This window comes from Ottowia sp., from assembly GCF_047601385.1.
In the GTDB taxonomy this organism is placed as follows: domain Bacteria; phylum Pseudomonadota; class Gammaproteobacteria; order Burkholderiales; family Burkholderiaceae_C; genus Ottowia.
This window is the reverse complement of the sequence record NZ_JASGJP010000001.1, coordinates 3,197,441-3,219,595: the sequence shown is the minus strand read 5'-3', so window position 1 is coordinate 3,219,595 and position 22,155 is coordinate 3,197,441. Positions and strand designations below refer to the sequence as shown.

The 22,155-nt window shown below is 70.7% G+C and carries 17 protein-coding genes; 3 read left to right on the top strand and 14 right to left on the bottom strand.

Annotated features, from left to right (window positions below; all coding sequences use genetic code 11):
* Window positions 1–110 precede the first annotated feature (110 nt).
* Window positions 111–1,256, bottom strand: coding sequence for an RHS repeat domain-containing protein (locus tag QM772_RS15605; RefSeq protein ID WP_415138054.1), 1,146 nt, complete (start codon window positions 1,254–1,256; stop codon window positions 111–113).
* A 268-nt stretch (window positions 1,257–1,524) separates the two neighbouring features.
* Between QM772_RS15605 and rpoH the strand changes: the two genes are divergently transcribed.
* Entirely contained in the window at window positions 1,525–2,466 is a 942-nt protein-coding gene (gene rpoH, locus QM772_RS15600) for an RNA polymerase sigma factor RpoH (protein ID WP_415138052.1), read from the top strand.
* 202 nt (window positions 2,467–2,668) lie between these two features.
* Here the strand turns inward: rpoH and QM772_RS15595 are convergent, their stop codons facing one another.
* From QM772_RS15595 to QM772_RS15565, 7 genes are all read right to left on the bottom strand, one after another.
* Complete coding sequence (locus QM772_RS15595) at window positions 2,669–2,905, bottom strand: hypothetical protein (protein ID WP_415138050.1); 237 nt, start codon at window positions 2,903–2,905, stop codon at window positions 2,669–2,671.
* Between the two features lie 74 nt (window positions 2,906–2,979).
* Window positions 2,980–4,449: a hypothetical protein gene (locus QM772_RS15590; protein WP_415138048.1), complete on the bottom strand. Its 1,470-nt coding sequence runs from the start codon at window positions 4,447–4,449 to the stop codon at window positions 2,980–2,982.
* Between the two features lies 1 nt (window position 4,450).
* Window positions 4,451–5,788, bottom strand: a complete 1,338-nt coding sequence (locus tag QM772_RS15585) for an ABC transporter substrate-binding protein (RefSeq protein WP_415138046.1) — start codon at window positions 5,786–5,788, stop codon at window positions 4,451–4,453.
* Window positions 5,789–5,850: 62 nt separating this feature from the next.
* A complete protein-coding gene (locus tag QM772_RS15580; protein WP_415138044.1) occupies window positions 5,851–6,411 on the bottom strand; it encodes an SCO family protein in 561 nt (186 codons plus the stop codon).
* Window positions 6,408–8,300, bottom strand: coding sequence for a hypothetical protein (locus tag QM772_RS15575; RefSeq protein ID WP_415138042.1), 1,893 nt, complete (start codon window positions 8,298–8,300; stop codon window positions 6,408–6,410). Before QM772_RS15575 ends, QM772_RS15580 begins: the two co-directional genes overlap by 4 nt.
* A complete protein-coding gene (locus tag QM772_RS15570) occupies window positions 8,278–8,850 on the bottom strand; it encodes a hypothetical protein (RefSeq protein WP_415138040.1) in 573 nt (190 codons plus the stop codon). Before QM772_RS15570 ends, QM772_RS15575 begins: the two co-directional genes overlap by 23 nt.
* A 34-nt stretch (window positions 8,851–8,884) precedes the next feature.
* Window positions 8,885–14,923 carry a hypothetical protein gene (locus QM772_RS15565; protein WP_415138038.1) on the bottom strand — a complete coding sequence of 2,013 codons (6,039 nt, stop codon included), beginning with the start codon at window positions 14,921–14,923 and terminating at the stop codon, window positions 8,885–8,887.
* A gap of 276 nt (window positions 14,924–15,199) precedes the next feature.
* Here QM772_RS15565 and QM772_RS15560 point away from each other — a divergent pair, with 276 nt between their 5' ends.
* Window positions 15,200–16,195, top strand: a complete 996-nt coding sequence (locus QM772_RS15560; RefSeq protein ID WP_415138036.1) for a Bug family tripartite tricarboxylate transporter substrate binding protein — start codon at window positions 15,200–15,202, stop codon at window positions 16,193–16,195.
* Between the two features lie 65 nt (window positions 16,196–16,260).
* On the opposite strand, the gene QM772_RS15555 is transcribed toward QM772_RS15560, so the two are convergent.
* The 5 genes from QM772_RS15555 to QM772_RS15535 form a co-directional block, all read right to left on the bottom strand.
* Window positions 16,261–16,872 carry an SCO family protein gene (locus tag QM772_RS15555; protein WP_415138034.1) on the bottom strand — a complete coding sequence of 204 codons (612 nt, stop codon included), beginning with the start codon at window positions 16,870–16,872 and terminating at the stop codon, window positions 16,261–16,263.
* Window positions 16,869–17,792, bottom strand: a complete 924-nt coding sequence (gene cyoE, locus QM772_RS15550) for a heme o synthase (protein WP_415138032.1) — start codon at window positions 17,790–17,792, stop codon at window positions 16,869–16,871. Before cyoE ends, QM772_RS15555 begins: the two co-directional genes overlap by 4 nt.
* A gap of 126 nt (window positions 17,793–17,918) precedes the next feature.
* Window positions 17,919–19,088, bottom strand: a complete 1,170-nt coding sequence (locus tag QM772_RS15545) for a COX15/CtaA family protein (RefSeq protein WP_415138030.1) — start codon at window positions 19,086–19,088, stop codon at window positions 17,919–17,921.
* 172 nt (window positions 19,089–19,260) lie between these two features.
* Window positions 19,261–19,953: an SCO family protein gene (locus QM772_RS15540; protein ID WP_415138028.1), complete on the bottom strand. Its 693-nt coding sequence runs from the start codon at window positions 19,951–19,953 to the stop codon at window positions 19,261–19,263.
* A complete protein-coding gene (locus tag QM772_RS15535) occupies window positions 19,946–20,623 on the bottom strand; it encodes an SURF1 family protein (RefSeq protein ID WP_415139622.1) in 678 nt (225 codons plus the stop codon). Before QM772_RS15535 ends, QM772_RS15540 begins: the two co-directional genes overlap by 8 nt.
* A gap of 314 nt (window positions 20,624–20,937) precedes the next feature.
* Here QM772_RS15535 and QM772_RS15530 point away from each other — a divergent pair, with 314 nt between their 5' ends.
* Complete coding sequence (locus tag QM772_RS15530) at window positions 20,938–21,174, top strand: twin transmembrane helix small protein (protein ID WP_415138026.1); 237 nt, start codon at window positions 20,938–20,940, stop codon at window positions 21,172–21,174.
* 51 nt (window positions 21,175–21,225) lie between these two features.
* On the opposite strand, the gene QM772_RS15525 is transcribed toward QM772_RS15530, so the two are convergent.
* On the bottom strand, window positions 21,226–22,107 hold the full coding sequence (locus tag QM772_RS15525) for a cytochrome c oxidase subunit 3 (RefSeq protein ID WP_415138024.1): 882 nt from the start codon (window positions 22,105–22,107) through the stop codon (window positions 21,226–21,228).
* Between the last annotated feature and the right edge of the window lie 48 nt (window positions 22,108–22,155).

The window sequence follows — 22,155 nt, the reverse complement described above, 5'->3', positions numbered from 1 at the left end:
TCCCTCTATGATGCGTCGCTCTGGCATGAATCCTTGCATAATTGCTATTATTAAATAGAATACAATATACAAGATGATTGCAATCTTGGATCGGCCGGCAAGCGTCTTATTCATTTCGAGCAACAAGTTGTTTCCTCTATACTGAGCACTGCACTATGGCCATAGAGTGTCGATGTGAAACCAATCTCGGTTGTTAGACTTTTATCCGCAAATGAATATGACTTCAATCGCCCGAGTTGAGTGACAGATAAAAAGCTGGCTGTCACAGCGTTCACACCGCTCACCCACGCAGAACCGTTCGCTGCGGATGGGGCCGGACAGTCTCGCCATCTATCGGTAAGCGTAGCTTGTGCCGTTGATCCGGATGCATGCTTCAATACCCCATTCAGCGGCAAACTTGCGCCGAGACCGATGGTTGCAAAAGTCGCGAACCCAGATATTTTATACTTTTTATCGCATTTGCATTCTGACTCGAGGGTAAAAAGAGATACCTGAACACCAAATCCAGTTGCCAAGCCGATGTTTGAAATTCTACCAGACCAATTCACCTCTAACCCATCATCATCACTAAACTTCAGCGCATTTGCATCAGCATATATAAACCAGTTTACTCCACCACGCAAATCTATTGGATCGATTTCAAGGTATCGCCCAGCATGAGGCATAAAATCCCGCCGGTAGTTATGATGGCTTCCCGTTTCACTGTCGAAGTACTGCCCCGGAAACCTCAGATTCATCGTGATACGACTCTCTGGCAGCGTCCCTGCAGCGCCGAAGGCTTCACTCACCGCCTTCCAACTTGTTGCACCGCTCTTGTCGGTGGCCAGCATCGGCGTGCCCAGGTGATCCGTGTGCAGATAGTGGTAGCTGGTGCCGGCGTCGGTCAAGCTACCGTTGCTCACGTTGGCCTGCCAGACGGGATCAGTGCTCCATAGTCCCTGCTGCGCTGCATTCGGGTTGAAGCCGTATGCCTTGGTGACCTGCCCTTGATCGTTGACTTCGCCCATCAGGCCGTTGTCGCCATAGACGAAGTAGGTTGTAGCTGTAGTGGCCCCTTCCTTGACGCTCTTGGCAATCCTGCGCCCAAGCGGGTCGTAGCGGTAGCTGGCCTCCAGACTGGCCGTGGATTGACCCTGCGGCGTGTTGCTGTACTTGATCAGCCGTTCTGCCGCGCTGTAGCTGTAGTCCTTGGTGCCCTGGGCACCGGTTTTCTGTTTCGTGTGTCCTTGCGGCGTATAGCTGACACTGGTGTCCACAGGCGCCGCTGCGCTGAACGGCGTCGTCCTCGGGTATTGCGTGAGCTGGTTGTCCCCGTTGTAGCTCCATGCGCCAGGCTGGTGCCCACTAGCCATCAGTGCAAATAGTTCAAGGCCATGTGATGATCGACAACACGAATGCTCCGCCCTCCTACATCCTCCGCGGCGCCTCAGGACGAAAATGCCCTGAAACGGCTTGAACTTTGCCGTTAGCACTCCATCCAACAGAGTGCTAAAATACCTGAGCGATATGAAAGGACATTCAACGATGACCACTTCGGCTCCCCGCCCCAGCACGAACGCCGTGGCGCTGGCCAACCCGTGGGCTGTCGTACCCCCGCTGGGCAACCTGGACGCCTACATCACCGCCGTCAACCGCCTGCCGATGCTGACGCTGGAGGAAGAGCAGCGCTTCGCCCGCGAGCTGCGCGACGAGGGCAGCCTGGAGGCCGCCGGCAAGCTGGTGCTCTCGCACCTGCGGCTGGTGGTGGCCACCTCGCGCCAGTACCTGGGCTACGGCCTGCCGCACGCCGACCTGATCCAGGAAGGCAACGTCGGCCTGATGAAGGCCGTCAAGCGCTTCGACCCCGACCAGGGCGTGCGCCTGGTCAGCTACGCGCTGCACTGGATCAAGGCCGAGATCCACGAATACATCCTGAAGAACTGGCGCCTGGTCAAGGTGGCGACCACCAAGGCGCAGCGCAAGCTGTTCTTCAACCTGCGGTCGATGAAGCAGGGCTTCAAGGCCGAGGACGCGGCCGACGACATCACCCACCGCGAGGCGCTGTCCGCCGCGCAGGTGGACGTGGTGGCGCGCGAGCTGAACGTCAAGCCCGACGAGGTGCGCGAGATGGAGACGCGCCTGGCCGGCGGCGACGTGCTGCTGGACCCGGCGCCGGCCGACGACGGCGAGCAGGCCTTCGGCCCCATCGCCTACCTGTCGGACGAGCGCCACGAGCCGACGGCGATGATCGAATCCGCCCAGCGCGACGTGCTGGCCACCGAGGGCATCGCCAGCGCGCTGAAGAGCCTGGACGAGCGCAGCCGCCGCATCATGACCGAGCGCTGGCTGAACGTTCACGACGACGGCTCCGGCGGCATGACGCTGCACGAGCTGGCGGCCGAGTACGGCGTCAGCGCCGAGCGCATCCGCCAGATCGAGGTGGCGGCCATGAAGAAGATGCGCGCCGCGCTGGCCGAATACGCCTGATCGCCGCGCACGCGGAATCGACCCCCTGCGCGCATCATCCCGCAGGGGTTTTTTCATGGTCAAATCGGGCTCCAGCGCCCGCCAGGCAAGCGCTGGCAGCTATCAATAGAGCAGCATCAGCACCCTGCCCGGCTGCCGCACACCAGCGCCATCCCGGTCAGGATCGCCGCCATGCCGGCGTTGGTCAGGTTGCCGCGCTGGATCAGCCGGTACAGCAGCCGCCCGGGCCGGCCACCTGCCAGCGCGTGCCCGGCGCCGGCAGCCAGCGGCGGCCCGGCAGGCCGGCCAGCAGCAGCAGCACGCCGAGCGCCAGCGCGAAGCGCAGCGTCAGCACCAAGCTGTGGCCGAGCCCCCAGCGGGTGAAGATGGCCGCGCTGCCCCACGGCAGCACGAAGGTGGACATGGCGGCGGGCGCCGCCCACGCTGAAGTCTTGGACACCACAGCCAAAATAGCCTCCAGCGCTTGCCCATCAAGCGCTGGCAGCTATTTTTCAAATAGCAAACCCATCGGCGTCAGTTCGGCGCGTCGCAGGCCCGCGCATTGCTGGCGCCGACCAATTGCGCCTGCGCATGACCCGATTCGGGGAACGGCGCCAGCCGCCCCACAGGCACCGGCCCGGCCGCCGTTTCTACCGTGCCGCCGCCCTTCTCCAAGAAGCAGAAGTTCTCGAACGGTACCGGCGGCTGGTAGCCCGGCAGGCCGAAGCGCGTGGCCTCGGGGCCGATGTATTCGCCGATGGGCGAGACGTACAGGCCCGAGGTCAGGCCGTTGGGCAGCTTGGCGTTGGGGCTGCCGACCACGCGCGCCAGCATGTCGCGCCGCACGGCGCGGGCGTTGTCCTTGGCCGGCCAGGTGTTGCGGAAGCGCCCGAACTGCGGGCCGTTGGAGGGCGTCAGCCCGGCCGGCCCCGTCAGCGAGGTGCCGGCCTCGTTGCGGCCGGAGTCGATCAGCCGCACCTCCACGGGCCGCGTGGGATCCGTAGTGAAGCCAACGACGCGCACGCGCGTGGTTTCCTCCTGCGTCAGCGTGGGGAATTCCTCGCCCAGCGTGCCCATCAGCGCTTCCTCAATGTACAGGTAGACCGGCTCGGCGCCGGGCGAGGTGTAGATGCCCAGCTCGGCCTCCAGCCCGTGCGCCGCGACGACGAAGCCGCCGCCCGGCGCCGCCGCCAGCATGCCGGCGTAGGCCACGTGGTCGCCTTCGCGCAGCGGCGCGGGCCGGCGCGGATCGCAGCCGGCCAGCGCGGGCGCCAGCGGCTCGGCCGGCACCGCGCCGCAGGTGTAGCGCCGCGCGGCCGCCGAGGGCGGGCGGTTGCCGGCTGGACACAGGGGGTCGGCGACGCCGCGCGGCACGCATACCGGGAAACCCGTGCGGGCGTGCACCGGCGAGTTGTCCGGGTCGAGGCTGAAGCGCTGGTCGAGCGGCAGCGCCGCCTTGGCGCCGGCACCGTTGGCCTGGCCGTAGATGCCCTTGGGATCGTTCAGGCGCACCCGAGCGCCGTCGGCGCCACCCAGCGGGCCGATGCGCAGCTCGCCGGTGGCCGGGTCGATCTGCTGGATGAACCCGCTGCCCACGTGCAACGCGCCCTGGCTGATGCGCGCCACGCCGGCGATGTAGCGGCCGCCGACGATGTTGCCCTGCAGTTCGGCCTCGAAGGGCACGCGCGGCGGCGGCGCATCGGCCAGCGCCAGCCCGCTGCTGGCCTGCACGGGGCCACCCAGCGGGCCGCGAAACAGGTCCTGCGGCGTCAGGTACTGGCCCGGCAGGGTGACCAGCAGGTGGCGCGGCAGCGTGACCGGGATGCCGCGCACCGTCATGGCAGCCACGCCTTCCCCCGGGGGCGCCAGCGCGAACCGCTCGATATGGCCGACCAGGGTGAACGAAGGGTTCGGCGTCTGCGCGAACGCACCGCCGGCTGCCAGCAGCAGCGCGCCGGCCCAACGCGGCCAGACGGAACGGCGCGGGTATGGTTTCGGGTTCATGTCAGCTTCCTCCTCGGGATGCCATGGCGGACGGGATCGGTGCGGCGCCCAGCGGCACCACCAGCGGCGACCAGGCGTGGCGCCGCTGGCGGCCGTAGTGCACGAGCAGGCCGGGCGACAGCGCCAGCTCGGGCATGCGGTCCAGCTCGTCCAGCAGCGCGCGCTCGTGCAGCTGGCGGCCGGCCCGGCTGAGCAGCTCGGTGGTCAGCCGGGCGGCGGCCAGGCCCAGGCGGTACCAGGGCGTCGCGGCGCTTTCACCGGCGGCGGGTTGCAGCACGGCGGCCGGCATGGGCAGCACCAGCGTCTGCGCCCAGCCGGCCGGCGGCGCGGCCGACTGCACGGCGGGCGCGCGCGCCAGCGTGTAGCCGATGCAGCCTGTGGGCGCGCGGCGCAGTTCATCACGCAAGTCACTCTGCGGCGCGAGCCAGCGCAGGTCGCGCACCACCGGCGCGCCCGCCGGGTCGCCGTGCGCCACGGCCAGGCGTGCGCCCGCGCCGCAGTCGCGCAGCGCCTCGGCCAATGCTTCGCGTTGTTGTGCCAGCGGCGCCAGCAGGTCGGCCGACCAGTCGGCGCGGCGCGGCGCCGATTCGCGCACCACCAGGGTGGCGACGTGCGACAGGTGCGCCTCGGCCAGCAGGGCGTCGGCCGGGTCGGCGGCCTCGTTCCACAGGCCGCCCACCAGCGCATAGACAGGCTCGTCGCGCCAGGCGGCCAGCGCGGCGCGCACGCCGGCGCGCGCGTCCTGCGCTTGCAGGTCGATCCGCCGGCCGTGCACGCCGCCGCGCGCGTTGGCCTCGGCGAAGCCCGCGCGCAGGCCGGCCGCGATCGCCTCGCCGGTGGCCGCGCCGGGGCCGCCGAGCGGCACCACGGTGCCCAGGCGGATACGGTCGTCCAGCACGCCGGGCGGGCGGTCCAGTGCGGTGCCGAGGCGGCGCAGGTAGGCCAGCAGCGCCCGGCCCTCGTCCGGTTGCAGCGTGAAGCGGGGCATGGCGGCATCCAGCACCGCGCCGCCGCGGCCATGACCCTGGGCGATGGCGCGCAGCACGGCGGCATCGTCCGCCAGCGCGGGCTGGCCGGCACGCGCCTGGCGCAGCGCCTGCCAGCGCAGCGCGGGCACCGGCTGGCCGCCTTCGCGCCCGCCCTCGCCCGTGGCGCCGTGGCAGCGCGCGCAGGCGGCCATCTCCACCGGCAGCCGCAACGGGGTCGCGCCGACGCCGCGCGCATAGGCCGCGTGCCCGTGGTAGAGCGCGCGGCCGCGCTGGACCAGGGCTTCGTCGTCGGCCGCGGCCAACAGCGGCGTGAGGAGACACGGCAGCAGCAGGCGTGCAAGCAGTTTCACCGGACAAACCTCCGTCCTTCGGACTGCGGTGCGAGCCTCCTTCGGAGCGGCCGGGCGGAGGCTCATGCGCCGATGCTCCCCACCAGTTCGGCCAGGCGCGCGGTGGGCGTCAGCGCGGCGGCGCGCGTCCAGCGGTCGCGCGCCGAGCCGAGCCACAGCAGCGAGGAATGCGCCTCGGGGTCGCCCACCGGCACGCCGAACGCGCGCCAGACGCGCGCCAGCTCGGCCGGCTGCCCGGTGAGCATGAGCCAGCCCGCATCCAGCCCCAGCCGCACGTCGAAGCGCCGGGCATAGGCGCGGATGGCCTCGGGCGAATCACCCAGCGGATCGACCGTGATCGACAGCAGCCGCGCCCGGGCCGCGCCCGCCTTCGGCGCGCCGGCATCGAGCCGCTCGCGCAGCGCGCGCAGCGCCGCCGTCTGCGGCGGACAGACGGTGCTGCAACCGGTGTAGAAGAAGCCGATCACCACCGGGCCGCCGCACAGCGCGCGCAGGCCGTGGGCGGCGCCGGACTGGTCCTGCAAGCGCACGTCAGGCACCTGCACGCGGGCGCTGCCGTCCTGCGCCCAGCCCGGCGCGGCGAGCACCGAGCCGATCGCGCAGAGCGCCTCGCGCCGCCTCATGGCCGCGCCTCCGGCCCGCCGGCCACGCGGCCGCGCACGTAGGGCAGGTCGCGCGACACGCTGCCGACGAACATCTCGTAGCCCGCGCCCTGCGGCACGGCGACCTCGGCCGCGTAGCGCCCGGCGGCGTCGCCCAGCTCGCGCAGGTGGGCGCGCTGCTGCCAGCCGGAGCGCTTGTCGAACATCAGCAGGGTCAGGTCGGGCACGCGGCCGAGCGGCTGGCCGGCGCCCCGCGGGGCCTGCTCGCTCATCGCCACCACGATGCGGCGGCGGGCGCCCGCCAGCGGCCGGTCTTCCACCAGCCGCGCCTTCAGCTCCGGCACCGCCTCGCGCTGGGCCTGCCCGGAGGTCGGCGCCAGCGCCACGCGGTCGCAGCCGACGAAGCGCGGGCCGGCGCCGCTCACGATCAGGTGGTGCGGGCCGCCCGCCTCGTAGCGCACCGGCACCTCGTAGCGGCCGGGCGCCACCTCGCGCGGGCCCAGGTCGAGCAGGCCGATGGCCAGCGGCACGCGCTTGTAGTTGGCGTAGCTGCCGACCGGGGCCATCATGCCTTCGGTGTACTGGTAGATCAGCCGGTCGGCCGCGTTGGCGACCAGCAGGCCGGCGCCGCCGGGCGCCACGATGGCCCGGCGCAGCCCCGCATCGGCCGCGGCCGGCACGCCGGCGCTGCCGAGCAGCACCTGGGCCGGCTGCACGCGGCCGGCGCGCAGGTCGGCCAGCGCCCACAGGTGGGCGGCCGATTCGTCGCCGCCCACCGCGTAGACGAAACGCCCGGTCAGCGCCAGCTGCCGTGCCCCCGGCAGCGTGGCCGAGCGCGCCTGCACGGTGCCGGAGGCGAGATCGACCATGCTCAGCCGGTCGCCACCCAGCGCGAGGGCGTAGCGCCCCTCGTCGACGATGGCCAGGTCCGCCACCGGGTAGCCCAGCGCAAGGCGGCGCACCTCGGTGCCCTCGGGGTCGATGGAGAGCAGCGCCTGCTCGTCGTGGGCCACCAGGCGGCGCGCCAGCGCGCTGTAGGCCAGGCGCTGTGCGGGATGCGGCAGGCTCCAGCTGCGCAATGGGCCGGGCGCGCCGGCCTCGGCGGCGGACCAGCGCGTGAGGCGGCCGTCGGCGTGGGTGCTCAGGACCACCGGGCCGTCGGGCGTGGTCACGGCTTGCAACGCTCGCACGCCCGGCGCGTCGGCGCCGCGCCAGGCCGGGTGGCGCGCGGCCATGTCCAGCACCGCGATGCGGCCGGTGCCGGGCAGCGCGACCCAGAGGCGCGCCGCGTCTTCGTCCATCGCCAGCGTGGCGCCTTCGCCGCCGGCGGGCAGCTCGATGGTGCGCGCGATCTGGCGGCGGTACGTGTCGATCGCCACCAGCCGCCCGGGTACGCCGTCCAGCAGCACCCACAGCTCGGCGCGCGCGGGTGCGTGCACCCAGGCGCGGGGCGCGCCCGGCAGCGCGACGATCGACTCCAGCTTGGCGTTGTTCAGCCCCACGAAGGGGTTGATGAAGGCCACCGTGCGGTCGGCGTTGAGGCTGAGGATGCGGTAGGTGTTGAGATCGACATCGGCGCGCCGCCCGACACCGGTGGACACCAGCGATTTCACGCGGTCGGTGCACGACAGCTCGCCCTCCGACAGCGTCGGGCGCTGGCGCTGCAGCCAGGCGGCCAGCTGGCCGGGCTGGTAGCGCAGCGGCGTGCCGGACGCGCGGTCGGCCAGCTCGAACGTCAGGCGGCCCAGTCCCTCGCCGGCGTCGCCGAACTGCGGCGCATACTGCCAGCGCAGCCGCACGCCGGCGTCCTCGACCACGCCGCTTTGCGTCGCCGCCTGCGCCAGGCCGGCCAGCAGCACCAGGGCGCCAGCCAGCCAGCCGCGCGTGCTACTGATGAAACCAGAGCTCATCGATGACCACCTGGATGGGCGCGGGCGAGCCGTAGGTTTCGCCCTGCACGTCGAACCAGATTTCTGACACCAGCGCTGCGCCACCCTCGACCTGCATACCAATGAACGGCGCCTCGCCCGGCGTGTTCGACAGCCGGAACGGCACGCTGACCGTGTAGCGCTGCAGGCTGTCGGCCATTCGGGCCGTCAATATCGCCTGGTACTGCTTGCCCAGGCCGCCGCGGCCCCAGGTCAGCGCGCTCACGTGCGCCCCGGCTGCGCTCACGGGCTGCGCGAACACCAGATGAATCGGCGCCATGGCGTTGTTGTCGGCGCGGATCAGGCTGCAGTTGGCCGCGAAACCGGCCAGGGTGCCGGCCCGGTTGGCGCGGTCCACGTAGACCGTGGTGGCGTCGATGTCGACCGCGATGGCCTGCGGATCGTCCTCGTACCCGAAGCTGCAGGTGAAGCGATCGAGCGGGTCGCCGTTGCCGACGCCCGTGCTCTTCCAGTCGACGAAATAACCCGGATCGAATGCCGACTCCTCGGCCGCAACGATGTCGTGTGCCATGTCTTGCTCCTCTCAGTCGCTCGCGCAGCTCGCCTCAGCGCACGCGCAGAATGCCCCACTGGCCGCCGTCGAACAGGAAGCTCGCCTGGCTGCGGACCAGGTAGTCCATCGGCACCCGCTGCGCGCCGCCGGCGGTGACCTCCAGCGTGACCGCCATCTGCGGGCCGAAGCCGTTGAACACGCCCTGGCGGATCGGTGAACCGGCGTTGGCGTTGAAGCTCAGCGAATCCGCCGACCAGGGGAAGGGGTTGAAGCCATGGCCGCTGATCGCCAGCCCCTGCTGCCGGGTGTGGCCGCCCGGGTGGACGAAGTGCAAGCGCTGCTTCTCGCCGCGCCGCGCCTCCAGCACGGGAACCTCGGGGTCGCAGGGGTGGGTGCGGGCCTTGATCGGCGCCACGCCGGAAGCGCAGCGCACGCCGTCCCACGCCGAGCTGAGCACCTGGCTGTAGTCCACCTCGTTGCGCGCGCCGAAGTCCACCGACGGGTCGCCCGTTCGGCGGCCCCAGAGCGGATCGCTCTTGTAGTTGATGGCCTTCATGCCGTAGTCGTCGGGCTCCTCGGCGCCGGACAGATTGCGCACCGGCAACTGCCCGTGGTGCGCGCTCACGCCGTCCTGCATCACCAGCACGTGGTCGGTGTACAGCCTCCTGCCCTGGGCATCGCAGATGTCCACGCTCAGCCTGGAGGCCTCCACGCCGGGCATGGTCCCACATGCGCGCGAGTCCTTCGGCCCGATCACCATGGCGCCCGCCAGGCCATGCGCCGGATGCTTGACCACGTCGCCGAAGCTGCTGATGGGCAAGGCCCCCAGCTCGACCGGTGCATTGCTCTGACCGAAATCCCCGGCCCACCAGAAGCTGGTCTTCTTGCAGCGCGTTTCAGGCTGGCCCGGTGCGCAGGGAGGCAGCAGTGCACCCTGCCGACGCACCGGATTCGGACCTTCCGCGAGCGCCAGTACCTTGCCGTTGAGGCCCACGTTGGATCCGTCGGCATACAGCGGCTGCTGCGCCAGGCGCGGGATGGACAGGCCAATGCTGGACGACATCGCGAACTGGTTGATGTTGAAGCCGTCGGTGATCATGGGCAGGAAGTTGAGGTACGCCGCCGCTTCGCGCAGGCGCCCCTGCGCGTCGGGGCCGTCCATGGGCGTGGCGGGCAGGTGGTTGCGCAGGCCGATCTCGATGCATTCGCCCGCGGCGGCGCGCAGCACCAGAGGCTCCAGCGGGCGGCCTTTCTGGAACTGCTGACGCAGTTCATCCAGTGTGGCGCCGTTCGAGTTGTCCGTGAAGCTCCACTTCCCGCCGTCGCTGACCAGGCGCTCGGAGTTCAGCACGTAGACGATGGCCCTCGGGTCGTGCAGATCGAGCCGAGCCGCGTCGCTGTACTGGATGCCGCGCGGCGCCTCGCTGCTGCAGCTGCCGTACAGGTCGCAGGCCCGGACCGCGCTGACGTCGAACTGGCGCCGGCTCGAATAGCTGCCCAAGCCCACCATGCACACCTGGTTCGAACCCGCGCGCGGACTGACCGGCGGCTCCGCCGGCGGCTGGATGGCCGCCAGGCGATGCGGCTTCGACACCATCGTGGTATCGGATTCGTCAGGGGTGCCATAGGCACGCAGAACGCCCCACATGCCGTCCCACAGCTGGTCCATGGACGATCCGCGGTACAGGTAGTCGGTGTGGGAGCTATCCAGCGGGTTGACGGTGATGTCGAACTCGAAGTGCTCCGAAATGCCGATCGGCTGCGCATTGGTGTAGCCCGAGCCCATGGAGCCGGGCATGCGGTGCCACTTGACGCCGCTCATGGCGAAGATGTGCTGCGCCTCCTGCGCGCCCTGCACCATCCTGATCTGCACCCGATCGCCCTCGAACGCGGGCAGCACGGGGGTGGCCGGGTCACCGAACTCGCGCCAGGGTTCGTGGTTGACGATGCTCCTCCTGCACTTGGCGCCGGACATCAGGTCCTTGCGGTAGAGCTGGCAGTTGAAGTCCCTGCGCCAGCTTTCGGCTTTCGCCAGCACCTTGTTCAGCTGTGCCTCCTGGCCCAGGGAGCGCAGCAGTTCGCGCGTCGACGTGCTGGCGTAGGCGCGCAGCGGCTGTTTCGCCAGCCGCTCGTCGCGCGCGGCATGCACCTCGGTGCTGAAGGCGTTGGCCATGTCGCCCAGGCAGTCCTGGTCGCCCTGGGCGGGGTCGCAGTCCTTCGCGCTGAGGGCGCGCCGCCGGCTCTGGCTGTAGCTGAAGCCGCCCAGGGCCGACTTGTCCGGCGTGACCTCGGCGATGCGCAGCGCCAGCGGCTCGTGGCGATAGTTGACGAACTGGCTGCCCGGATCCTCGCTGGAGATGCCGAGCGGCCGTGCCGGCAGCGTGGCGACGTGGCGCCGGCCGAAGCGGATTTCCGTGCGGTCGCGCATCAGGCTGTCCGGCCCGCGCGGCTCGGGGTTGATGGGCTCCAGCGCCGTGTTGTAGGCGATGCCGAAGTCGGCGATGGCCAGCGCGAACTCGCGCCGGGTCTGGTCGTTGGCGACGCACTCGCCGCCGGGGGCCGGCCCCGCGCGGCGGCCGGAATCGGGCTGCAATGCGCTGGAGTCGCTGTCGCCCGCGCAGCGCGGGGCGATGATGTTGGCCATGGTGCTGGTGGGGCCGCCGTCGGTGCGCAGGACCAGCGGGTCGCGCGGCTCGACCATGCCCAGGATCGGGTCGCTCGCGCGCTGGCGATCCAGCGGCACCTTGGCGGCCAGGTCGGCGCCGCCGAGCAGCTTGTCGCACAGCGGCGAGGGGTTGGCGGCGCCCGTGTCGCAGCCCAGGTTGCCGCCGGGGCGGGCCATGGCGGCGCCGGCCTGCGCCATGTCGGCCGCCTGCACCGCGGCGTCGACGCGCGTCCAGACCGAGTTGGCCGGTTCGATCACCAGCCCCGCGTACAGGCCGTGCTGCTGGTGCGAGCTGGGACCGAGGTGGTCGTGCGTGAAGACGGTGCGCAGGGTGTTGTCGCGGCCCTTCTGGTTGATGATCGGATCGGCCCACCAGAGCTGCGTGGTGCGCTGGGCGCCGCAGAAGGGGTGGTCGGTGTGCAGGCGGTGCTCGTAGTGCTCGCCGGTCTCGCCGGCGTGGCGCGGCGGGCAGGTGCCCTTGCGCAGCAGCCGCGCGTAGCCCAGCGGATCGGCGCCGCCGCCCGCGCCCGCCGCGTGCACGTCGCCGCCGGGGCGGAACAGCGGGTGCGCCTTGGGCGACAGGCGCTGGCCCTGGCCGGTGGCGGCCACGCGCCGGTTGTTGGCAAAGATGCGTTCGCGCACTTCGTCGGGCGAGAAGGTGGCGTCCTCGTAGTTCCAGCCGTTGCCCGAGCCGTCGCTGGAGGTGACGTCGAACTTCACCAGATGGATGTGCTGTCCGATGGTGTCGGTGGGCGTCCAGACCTGGAAGTCGTCGGCGTTCAGCGCCGAAGGCACGAAGTTGCTCGACTTGAAGTCGATGCAGTCGCCCGAGTTGGCGCGGAAGAACAGCGGCTCGGGCAGGCGCGTGCGCGTGGACGGATCGATGATGTCCTTGATGTCGTTCTCGAGGATGATGATGCGGCCCTGCGGGTCGAACCAGCCGTGCTTGTTGTAGGTCAGTTCGGTCTGGATGAAGGCGCCCCGGTAGTGGCGGCGCGGCGCGTTGGCCGGACAGGGATTGGCATAGGGCGCGCCGGCGGCCGGCGGCCGGCCGTTGACGCGGAACAGCGCCTCGCCCTCGGGGCGCGCCTGCTGGCCGTCGACCGTGGCGGCGTAGTCGGTGGCGTAGCCCTTGCCCATCGGCCACCAGTCTGAGTGCGCCAGCGCGGCCTCGCGCGGCGCCAGGCCGCTGGCGGCCAGGGCACCTTCGTGGAAGCGCATAGCGCTTTTCTCGGCCGTGGTGCCCGAGTGCGGCAGCGGCTTGATCTCGATCTGGTCCCACACCGCCGCGAAGGCATTCAGCGCGATCGGGTCCTGCGCGGCCACGCGCTGGGCGATCACCTGCGCCGCCTTGCCGCCGGCGGACAAGGCATGCGCGCGCACGGCGGGGTCGTCGCGCGCGGCCTTGAGCGTGCCGCCGGTGACCACGTGGCGCGGCAGGCCGCCGTTGACCACGTCCGCCGGGCTGGGCTCGACACCCGAGGCGGCGTCGTAACCGGAAGCGGCCACATCCATGTCCAGCGGCGGCTGCGGCGGCCGGTGGCCGGCCTGGCCAGGGATATAGAACGGGTAGCCGGCGAACGCGGCCGAGGGCAGCGGCGCCAGCGCCTCGCCCGGGATGGGCACCAGGGCGGGGTTCTCGGTGCCGCCAGCCACCTCGGCATCGGGCAGGCGGCGCCAGCGCGGGTCGTTGGTGGGGCCGGCAGGCTGGTCGGGCCGGAACAGGCCCTGGTGGTTGCCGTCCTCGAACACGTCGTGCACGCGCCAGAGCTCCCACATGCCCTGGGCGAAGTGCGGGTACAGGTGGCAGTGGAAGATGGAATCGCCCGGCGTGTAGTTGCGGTTGCCCGAGCCGCCGAACTCGATGCCGTAGCTGAAGGTGGCGCCGGGCGAGATGGTCTGCGAGTCGAGGTAGGTCGAATCGGGGTCGCTCGCGTCCAGCACCCACTGGTGCGCGTGCAGGTGGAAGACGTGCGTCTCCTTCGGCCCGGCGTGCAGGTTGCGGAAGCGCACGGCGTCGCCCAGGTAGCTGTGGTGCACGTTGGACGGGTCGTCCTTGTAGCGCGCGCCGATGGGTTTCTTGCCGGCGGCGTCCCACTGCAGCACCAGCGCCGGGTCGCCGTTGGCCCAGGAGCTGAGGAAGAACTCCTCGCCGCGGCATTCCGGGCAGTTGGCGGCCACGCCCACCTTGCGCTGCAGCGGCGTGGACATGACGGCCGAGCCCATGCCCGAAGCGCCGTAGTTGATGCCCATGCCGTCCTTGAGGTAGTGCAGCGGGTGGTTCTCATCCTCCAGCTCGGCGAACGCCTGCTGCGCGTGGATCTCGTCGTGCAGGATGACGGTGAACTCGCGGAACGACCGCCCGCAGGCGCTGCCGAACATGTGCTGGTCCTTGTCCTTGCAGGCCGGCGCATCGCTGCCCGCGCCCGGACCCTCGGGCACCACGACGATGGCGTTGACGTCGCTGTGCACGATGCGGTCGCCGTCCAGCATGTTCAGCACCGGGCGCGATCCGCCGGCCACCGCGTGGCGGGCCTCGTAGTCGATGTCGCGGTAGGCGTGACCCGTCGCGGGCCGGGTGGCGCGCTGCAGGTCCTCGTGCGTGACCTGCGAGCGGTACCAGCGCGATCCCGTCGGCTCGACGTTGACAGCGGCGAACAGGCCCAGGCCGATCTGCCCGCCGTCGCCCTCGCCGCCCACGGGCGCCGCGGTGGAATAGGCGAAGTAGGTGCCCTCCTTGCCGGCGCGCCAGCGTGTGACCACCTTCTGCCCCGGCTTGGCCAGCGAGCCCAGGAAATCGGCGCGCTTGACCTGGCTGGACGGGTGGAACACCAGGCCCTGACGATCCGGCAGCCCGACGTTGCTGCCGTCGCCGCCGCAGGCGGCATCGCGCGGGCAGTCGTCGGCGTTGATGGGCGCCAGCTCCAGCCCGGTGACGTGCAGCGACGCGGTGCGTGTGCGCGGCTGGTCGAGGCTGACCTTGCTGGCGCGCACCAGCTCGCGCGAGGTCGGCTCGCCGTGGTTGGCCTCCACGTGCGCCGGCAGGCGACCACCCATCTCGCGCGGGGTGCCGCTTTCTTCCCGCCATTCGGGGTCGAGCAGGTTCTCGAACGCGACCTGCAGGCAGTCGCCCTCGTTCACGCGCAGCACCAGTGGGCGGGGGCGCTTGTCGGAGCGCAGCATGGCGTTGCCGGGGCCGAGCGGGCGCGAGCCGTCCACCGGCACCACGTCGTGCCGCAGCGCGTACAGCATGCCGGCGGGGACGAAGGCGGCATGCCGGTTGAGCACGTAGGCCTGCTCGATGGCCACCACGTCGGCATGCACGGTGCGGGCGCAGGTGGCGCCGGCATCCGCCTGGCCGGGCGGCGGGTTGACGCAGGCGCCGAGCAGGCCGCCGGCCAGCAGCACGGCCGCGCCCCGTCGCAAGCGGCACGATCGGCGCACCGCGCGCAGGACCGCCGGATTACGATCTGCGTTGCTCCAGGGCTGTGGCATGGCTGGCTCCCGTCCCGTCAACTCGGAGCGCCCGATGGCCGGTGGCACATCGGGCGCCGCGCATGCGCCGGATTATTCAACCGGCACCGCTCCCTGGCCTCCTCAATGGGAGGTAAGGTATAGCTCCCGCCAACGGCCTGTGCAACCTGACGGATGGCCTATAACTTCCGTCGTATCCCTGTCCGATCAACGCCACCGCCCCACGCCATGAACACCCCCCGCGCCACCCGCCGCCTCGTCCTGCTCTCCGCCATCGCCTGTGCCACGCTGGGCGCGCACGGCCCATTGCACGCCCAGGGTGCCGACACCTGGCCCAGCAAGCCGCTGCACCTGATCGTGGGTTTCCCCCCCGGCTCCTCGCCCGACCTGACGGCGCGTGCGCTGGCCGAACCGCTGGCGCAGGCGCTGGGCCAGCCGGTGGCGGTGGACAACCGCGTCGGCGCCGGCGGAAACATCGGTGCCGATGCCGTGGCCAAGGCCACCGACGGCCACACCATCGGGCTGATGATCAACGGCAACCTGACCATCAGCAAGCTGCTGAACCCCGCGGTGCACTATGACCCGCGGACGGACCTGGCGCCGGTCAGCCTGATCGGCGTGGCGCCGCTGGTGCTGACGGCGCCGGCCGGCGCGCCGGGCACTGACGCGAAAACCTTCTTCGACGCCGCGCGCGCCGCCGGGGACAAGTGGAGCTACGGCTCGCCCGGCGTCGGCACGGTGGGCCACCTGGGCATGGAACTGCTCAAGGCCCGCTCGGGCATCGCGCCGGTGCACGTGCCCTACCCCGGCTATCCGCAGGTGTTCACCGCCATGGTGGCGGGCGACCTGCAACTGTCGATGCTGCCGCCGGCGCTGGCCAATGCGCAGATCAAGGCCGGCAAGCTGCGCGGCATCGGCGTCACTTCCAGCGGCCGCAGCACGCTGGCGCCGGAGCTGCCGAGTCTGGCCGAGGCGGGCGTGAAGGACTTCAACCTGGAGATCTGGAACGCCGTCGCCGCGCCGGCCGGTATGCCGCGCGCGCGCGTGGAGAAGCTGGCCGCTGCCATCAGCGCCATCGTGCGCACGCCGGAGATGCGCCAGCGGCTGTTCCAGCAGGGCTGGCAGGCGGTGGGCTCCTCGCCCGAGGGGCTGGCGCGCCGCATGCAGGCCGACACCCGCGTGCTGGGCGCCATCATCCGCACGCAGGGCATCCAGGCCCAGTAGCTACTCTATCGATAGCTGCCAGCGCTTGCCTGGCGGGCGCTGGAGGCCAATTTGATGATCAATCTTCAAGCGCCGCCCAGCAGCAGCCTCACGTCCTCGGCCAGCGCGTCCACGGGCGTGCCATAGCGGCTGTACAGGCGCAGCCGGCCCTGCGGGTCGTAGAGGTAGCAGGCGGCGGTGTGGTCCACGGTGTAGCTCTCGGGCGTCTTGCCCTCGACCTTCTTGTAGTAGACCTTGAAGTCGCGCGCCAGCGTGGCCAGTTGCTCGGGCGAGCCGGCGTACAGGCCCAGGAAGCCCGGGTCGAACCCGCCCATGTAGGCTTTCAGCACCTCGGGCGTGTCGCGCTCGGGATCGACGCTGACGAACAGCACCTGCAGCCGCTCGCCGTCGGCTCCCAGCTTCTGCTTGACCTGCGCCAGCTCGGCCATCGTCGTCGGGCACACGTCGGGGCACTGCGTGTAGCCGAAGAACAGCGCCACCACCTTGCCGCGGAAGTCGGCCAGCGCGCGCGCGCGGCCGTCGAAGTCGGTGAGCTTGAAGTCCTTGGCGTAGTCGGCGCCCGTGACGTCGATGCCGCGAAACTGCGGCCTGCCCGGAGAACAGGCATAGAAAACGGCTGTAGCGCCCGCCAGGCAAGCGCCAGCAGCTATTTTTTTGATAGTTTCACGACGGTTCATGGCAGGTAGTGGTCCACCAGCAGCGCCGCGAACAGCAGCGACAGGTGGATCAGCGAGAAGCGGAAGGTCTTGCGCGCCTGTGCGTCGGAGTAGTGACGCCACAGTTTGAAGGCGTGGGCGATGAAGCCGCCGTTCAGCAGCAGCGCCGCCACCAGGTAGAACCAGCCGCTCATGCCGTAGATGAAGGGCAGCAGGCAGGCCGGCAGCAGGATCAGGGTGTAGAGCAGCACCTGCAGGCGCGTGAACTCGCTGCCGTGCGTCACCGGCAGCATGGGCAGGCCGCTCTGGCGGTAGTCCTCCACGCGGTACAGCGCCAGCGCCCAGAAGTGCGGCGGCGTCCAGATGAAGATGATCAGGAACAGGATCAGCGCGTCCGGCCCCACCTCGCCCGCCATGGCGGCCCAGCCCAGCACCGGCGGCATGGCGCCGGATGCGCCGCCGATGACGATGTTCTGCGGCGTCAGCGGCTTGAGGATGACGGTGTAGACCACCGCGTAGCCGACGAAGGTGGCGAAGGTCAGCCACATCGTCAGCGGGTTGATCCACAGGTACAGGATCGCCGAGCCGGCCGCGCACAGCAGCGCCGAGAAGGCCAGCGCCTGCCGGTCGGACAGCTCGCCGCGCGCCGTCGGGCGCCAGGCGGTGCGCTTCATGCGCGCGTCGATGGTCTTCTCCACCAGGCAGTTGAAGGCCGCCGCCGCCGCCGCCACCAGCCAGATGCCGGCACAGGCCACGGCCATGCGCCCCAGCGCCGCCCAGCCCGGCAGGCCCGGCACGGCCAGCACCATGCCGATCAGCGCGCAGAACACGATCAGCTGCACCACGCGCGGCTTGGTCAGCACGTAGTACTGGCGCCAGACGGGCATGGACGACAGCGGCACCGGCTGCGGAGCTGCGGGCGCTTGGGCAGGGCTGCTCATCGAAACACCTCCGTGCTTCGCACTGCGGTGCGAGCCCCCTTCGGAGCGGCCGGGCGGGGGCTCATTGGATCACCTCCGTGCTTCGCACTGCGGTGCGAGCCCCCTTCGGAGCGGCCGGGCGGGGGCTCATACCGCCACCTCCCGCGCCGGCGCGTGCGCGCCGGCCTGCGCCGCCACCGCCTGGGTGCGGCTGGCGCACAGCGCCCAGGCCAGCACGGTCATCAGCGCGGCCGCGCCGCCGGTGTGCAGCACGGCGGCCGCCAGCGGCCAGCCCAGCACCACGTTCGACAGGCCCGTGGCCAGTTGCGCCAGCGCCAGCGCAGCCACGACGCGCCGCTGCGCGGTCAGCCGGCCGGCGCGCGCCAGGCGCCAGACCAGCAGCGCCACCACCGCGAACACCGCGTAGGCGAACAGCCGGTGCGTGTAGTGGATGGCCGTGAGAGCGTGGAATCCGAGCGGCGAGCCGTCGCCCGACTGGCCCAGCGGCCGCCAGGGCTCGAAACCCTGCGCGAAGTCCATCGGCGGCCACCAGCTGCCCTGGCAGGTGGGGAAGGTGTCGCACACCAGCACCGCGTAGTTGGTGCTGACCCAGCCGCCCAGCGCGATCTGCGCGCCCACCATCAGGGCGGCGAGCCACAGCAGCGCGCGCAGCCCGCGCGGCAGGCCCTCCACCGGCGCGCCGGCCGCCTGGCGGTAGCGCTCGGCCTGCGCGGCCAGCAGCACCAGCAGGCCGACGCCGCCCAGCAGGTGCAGCGTGACGATGGCGGGGAACAGCTTCATGGTCACCGTCAGCGCGCCGAAGGCGCCCTGCGCGCAGACCCAGGCCAGGGTGGCCAGCGGCCACGCCGGGTGCACGGGGTGCTGCCCCGCGCCGCGCCCGCGCCGCCAGTGCAGCCAGGTGGCCAGCGCCAGCACGATGATCAGCACGCCGACGCCGGTGGCCAGGTAGCGGTGGATCATCTCGATCCAGGCCTTGCCGTGCGTCACCGGGCCGGTGGGCATGGCCTCCTGCGCGGCGGCGATGTGGGCGTGCGCGCCGACCGGGCTGGCCTTGCCGTAGCAGCCCGGCCAGTCCGGACAGCCCAGGCCGGAGTCGGTCAGGCGCGTGAAGGCGCCGAACAGCACCAGGTCGAAGGTGAGGAACAGCGTGAGCAGCGTCAGCGCCCGCAGGCGCCGCGCGGGCGTGGCCTGGCGGCTGCGCAGCCACACCCAGGCCAGCGGCGCGAGCGCGATGACCAGCCCCATGCCCATCAGGCGCAGGGCGGGGGTCAGGTCGTAGAGCGGCGCGGCGTCCATAGTCAGTAATCCACGCTGCATGAGAGCAGCAAGGCTTCGATCCACAAGAGCCGGAAGGTCGCGGAGCAGACCATGCCAGCGGCAGCCGTGGCCGGGGCTCCCCCGGCCAGTGGCTGCGCCCCCTTGAGGGGGGTGGCGCAACAGCGCGAAGCGCGTGGAGCCTGGGGGTGGGTCATTGTCTGCCCGCCTCGTCCCAACTGGCCGAAGCGCGCAGCAGGCGCTCCAGGTCGCGCTTGGCGCGGCCGGCGTCGGCGCGCTCCAGGTTGGCGGGGAAGCGCATCATCCAGTGGCCCATGGGGTCGACCACGTAGAGGTGCTCGCGCAGCTCGTGGCCGGCCTCGGGCGCCAGCCACGCGGCCAGCTCGGCCGCCGGCACGCGCACCACGGTGGCCTTGGCCAGCGCGGGGCGCAGCGCGTCGGGCACGCGCGCCTGGTCGTCCACCAGCCAGACCCAGTCCAGCCGGTCCTTGTCCTTGCCCAGGGCCTCGCGCAGCTGGCGCTGCAAATACAGGTTGTTCTCGCAGCGGGCGTCGCAGGCGCCGCCGGCCACGCTGACCAGCAGCCACTGGCCCTTGAGCGCGGGCAGTTCGATGGGCTGGCCGCTCAGGTCGGTGGCGTGGGCGGCGGGAATCGGCCGCTGCGGATCGATCAGCACCCCGAAGTTGCGCCGCCCCTCGGGCCGGATCACGTAGTAGCTGAGGTAGGACGCCACCACCGGCGCCGCGCACACCAGCGCCAGCAGCAGCATCTTCCAGCGCCCGGCGCGCGTGCGGCGCGCGTCCTGCGAGAGCACGCCCTCGGGCGCGGGCATGCCGTGCACGGTCAGCGCCAGCGGTTCGGCGGGGGTGGCGAGGCGCTCAGTCATGGGAGGAGGAACGGCGGAGAGGTCTGGCAACTTGGAACCACAGGACAAGCAGAGCGATCAGCGCGCACAGCCCGAACCACTGGAAAGCGTAGCCGTGGTGCTTCTCGACGCCGCTGTCCGGCGCGGGCCACTGGCGCAGCAGGCCCTCCGAAGGCTCGCCGGTCTGCCACACGACCAGGGAGGCCAGCGGCAGACCGGTTTCCGCGCGGAAGGCGTCCAGGTCGAGATTTTGCCGGATCGCGCCCGTGCCGTCGGCGCCCAGGGCATAGGCGCGCGAGGGGCTCTCGGCGATGCGGCCTTCGACCCGCACCTCGCCGGCCGGCGTGGCGACGGGCGGCAGCACCTGCCGGTCCTCGAAGTTGCGCGGGATCCAGCCGCGCTGCACCAGCACCACGGCGTCGGCGCCCGCCAGCCGCAGCGGCGTCAGCACGTAGAAGCCGGTGCGGCGGTCCATCACGCGGTTGTCGAGGTAGACGGTGCGCTCGGGCAGCCAGGTGCCGCGCAGGATAACCGTGCGGTACAGCAGTGCCGGGCCGTCGGCGGCCGGAGCGGCCAGCGCGGCGCCTGCCAGCGCCGGCAGGCGCTGGCGCTCGGCCAGCGCGGCCAGCAGCGCCTGCTTCTCGGCCGCGCGCGAGAGCTGCCAGCGGCCGAGCGAGAAGGTCGCCGCCATGCCCGCCAGCGCGGCCAGCACGACCAGCGCGCGGCGCCAGCCCACGGTCCAGCGGCTCACGGGATAATGGTCCTGTAAACGGCAGTTGAACGCGCTCGCCCGTGCCGTGATCGGCGTGTCAGGCAAGACGCGAGGACGCTGCAGGCTGATGCCTGCAAGGACAAGCAACGCCGCATGACGCGGCGAGCGCGGTGCTGGCGAGTGCGTAGCGCTGTGACCTCACAGGTGAACATCATCGAAGCAACTCAATTCCATGCTCATACGGCTCCCGCGAAGAAAACAAGCGGTCAACTGCCGTTTCCAGGACTATCTCCATGAAAGGGATTCTCGTCGGCCTGGCGTTCGTGGGCATCATCGGCAGCCTGGCGTCGGCGCTGGTGTTCATGATGCGGCGGGACGATCCGTCGGGCCGGGACGACCCGCGCCGCGCCGGCCGCATGGTCAAAGCGCTGGCGCTGCGGGTGGGGCTGTCGGTGCTGCTGTTCATCTGCGTGCTGGTGGCGTGGAAGCTGGGCTACATCCAACCCTCCGGCCTGCCCACCGGCGGGTGAAACGAAAAGAGCGCCGGCCCGGCGCTCTTTTTTATGAGGAAGCCGCGAAGCTCACATCCAGTAGACCAGCAGGTACAGGCCCAGCCACACCACGTCCACGAAGTGCCAGTACCACGCGGCGCCCTCGAAGCCGAAGTGGTGCTGCGGCGTGAAGTGGCCCTTCATCAGGCGCAGCGTGATGAACAGCAGCATCAGCATGCCGACGAACACGTGCAGGCCGTGGAAGCCCGTCAGCATGAAGAAGGTGGAGCCGAACACGCCGGAGCTGAGCTTGAGGTTCAGGTCGGTGTAGGCGTGGAAGTACTCGTAGCCCTGCACGAACAGGAAGGTCAGGCCCAGCAGCACCGTGATCCACATGAAGGTGATGCAGCGGCTGCGGTGGTTGGCGATGAGCGCGTGGTGGGCGATGGTGAGCGTGACGCCCGAGGTCAGCAGCAGCGCGGTGTTGATGGTGGGCAGCCAGAACGGCCCCATGGTCTGGAACGGCTCCACGATGCCGGCGGGGGAGGCCGTGGCGCCGGCCGCCAGGCTGGGCCAGACGGCTTTGAAGTCGGGCCACAGCAGCGCGTTCTCCAGGCTGCCGAGCGCCGGCACCGAGTGCGCGCGCGCCCACCACAGGGCGGTGAAGAAGGCGCCGAAGAACATCACCTCCGAGAAGATGAACCAGCTCATGCTCCAGCGGTAGGACAGGTCGATCTTGCGCCCGTACAGGCCGCCCTCGCTCTCGCGGATGGCGTCGCCGAACCACTGGTAGAGCACGAACAGCCACCACAGCAGGCCGGCCAGCAGCAGCCAGGGCGCCCAGGACGCGCCATTGACCCACTGCGCGGCGCCGAAGATGACGGCGAACAGGCCGATGGCCGCCATGATCGGATGCCGCGACTCGGCCGGGACGTAGTAGTACGGCGTGTGGCCGTGGGCGGTGGTGCTCATTGCTTCTTCACTCCTATGCTCTCTATTTCATAGCTTCCAGCGCTTGTC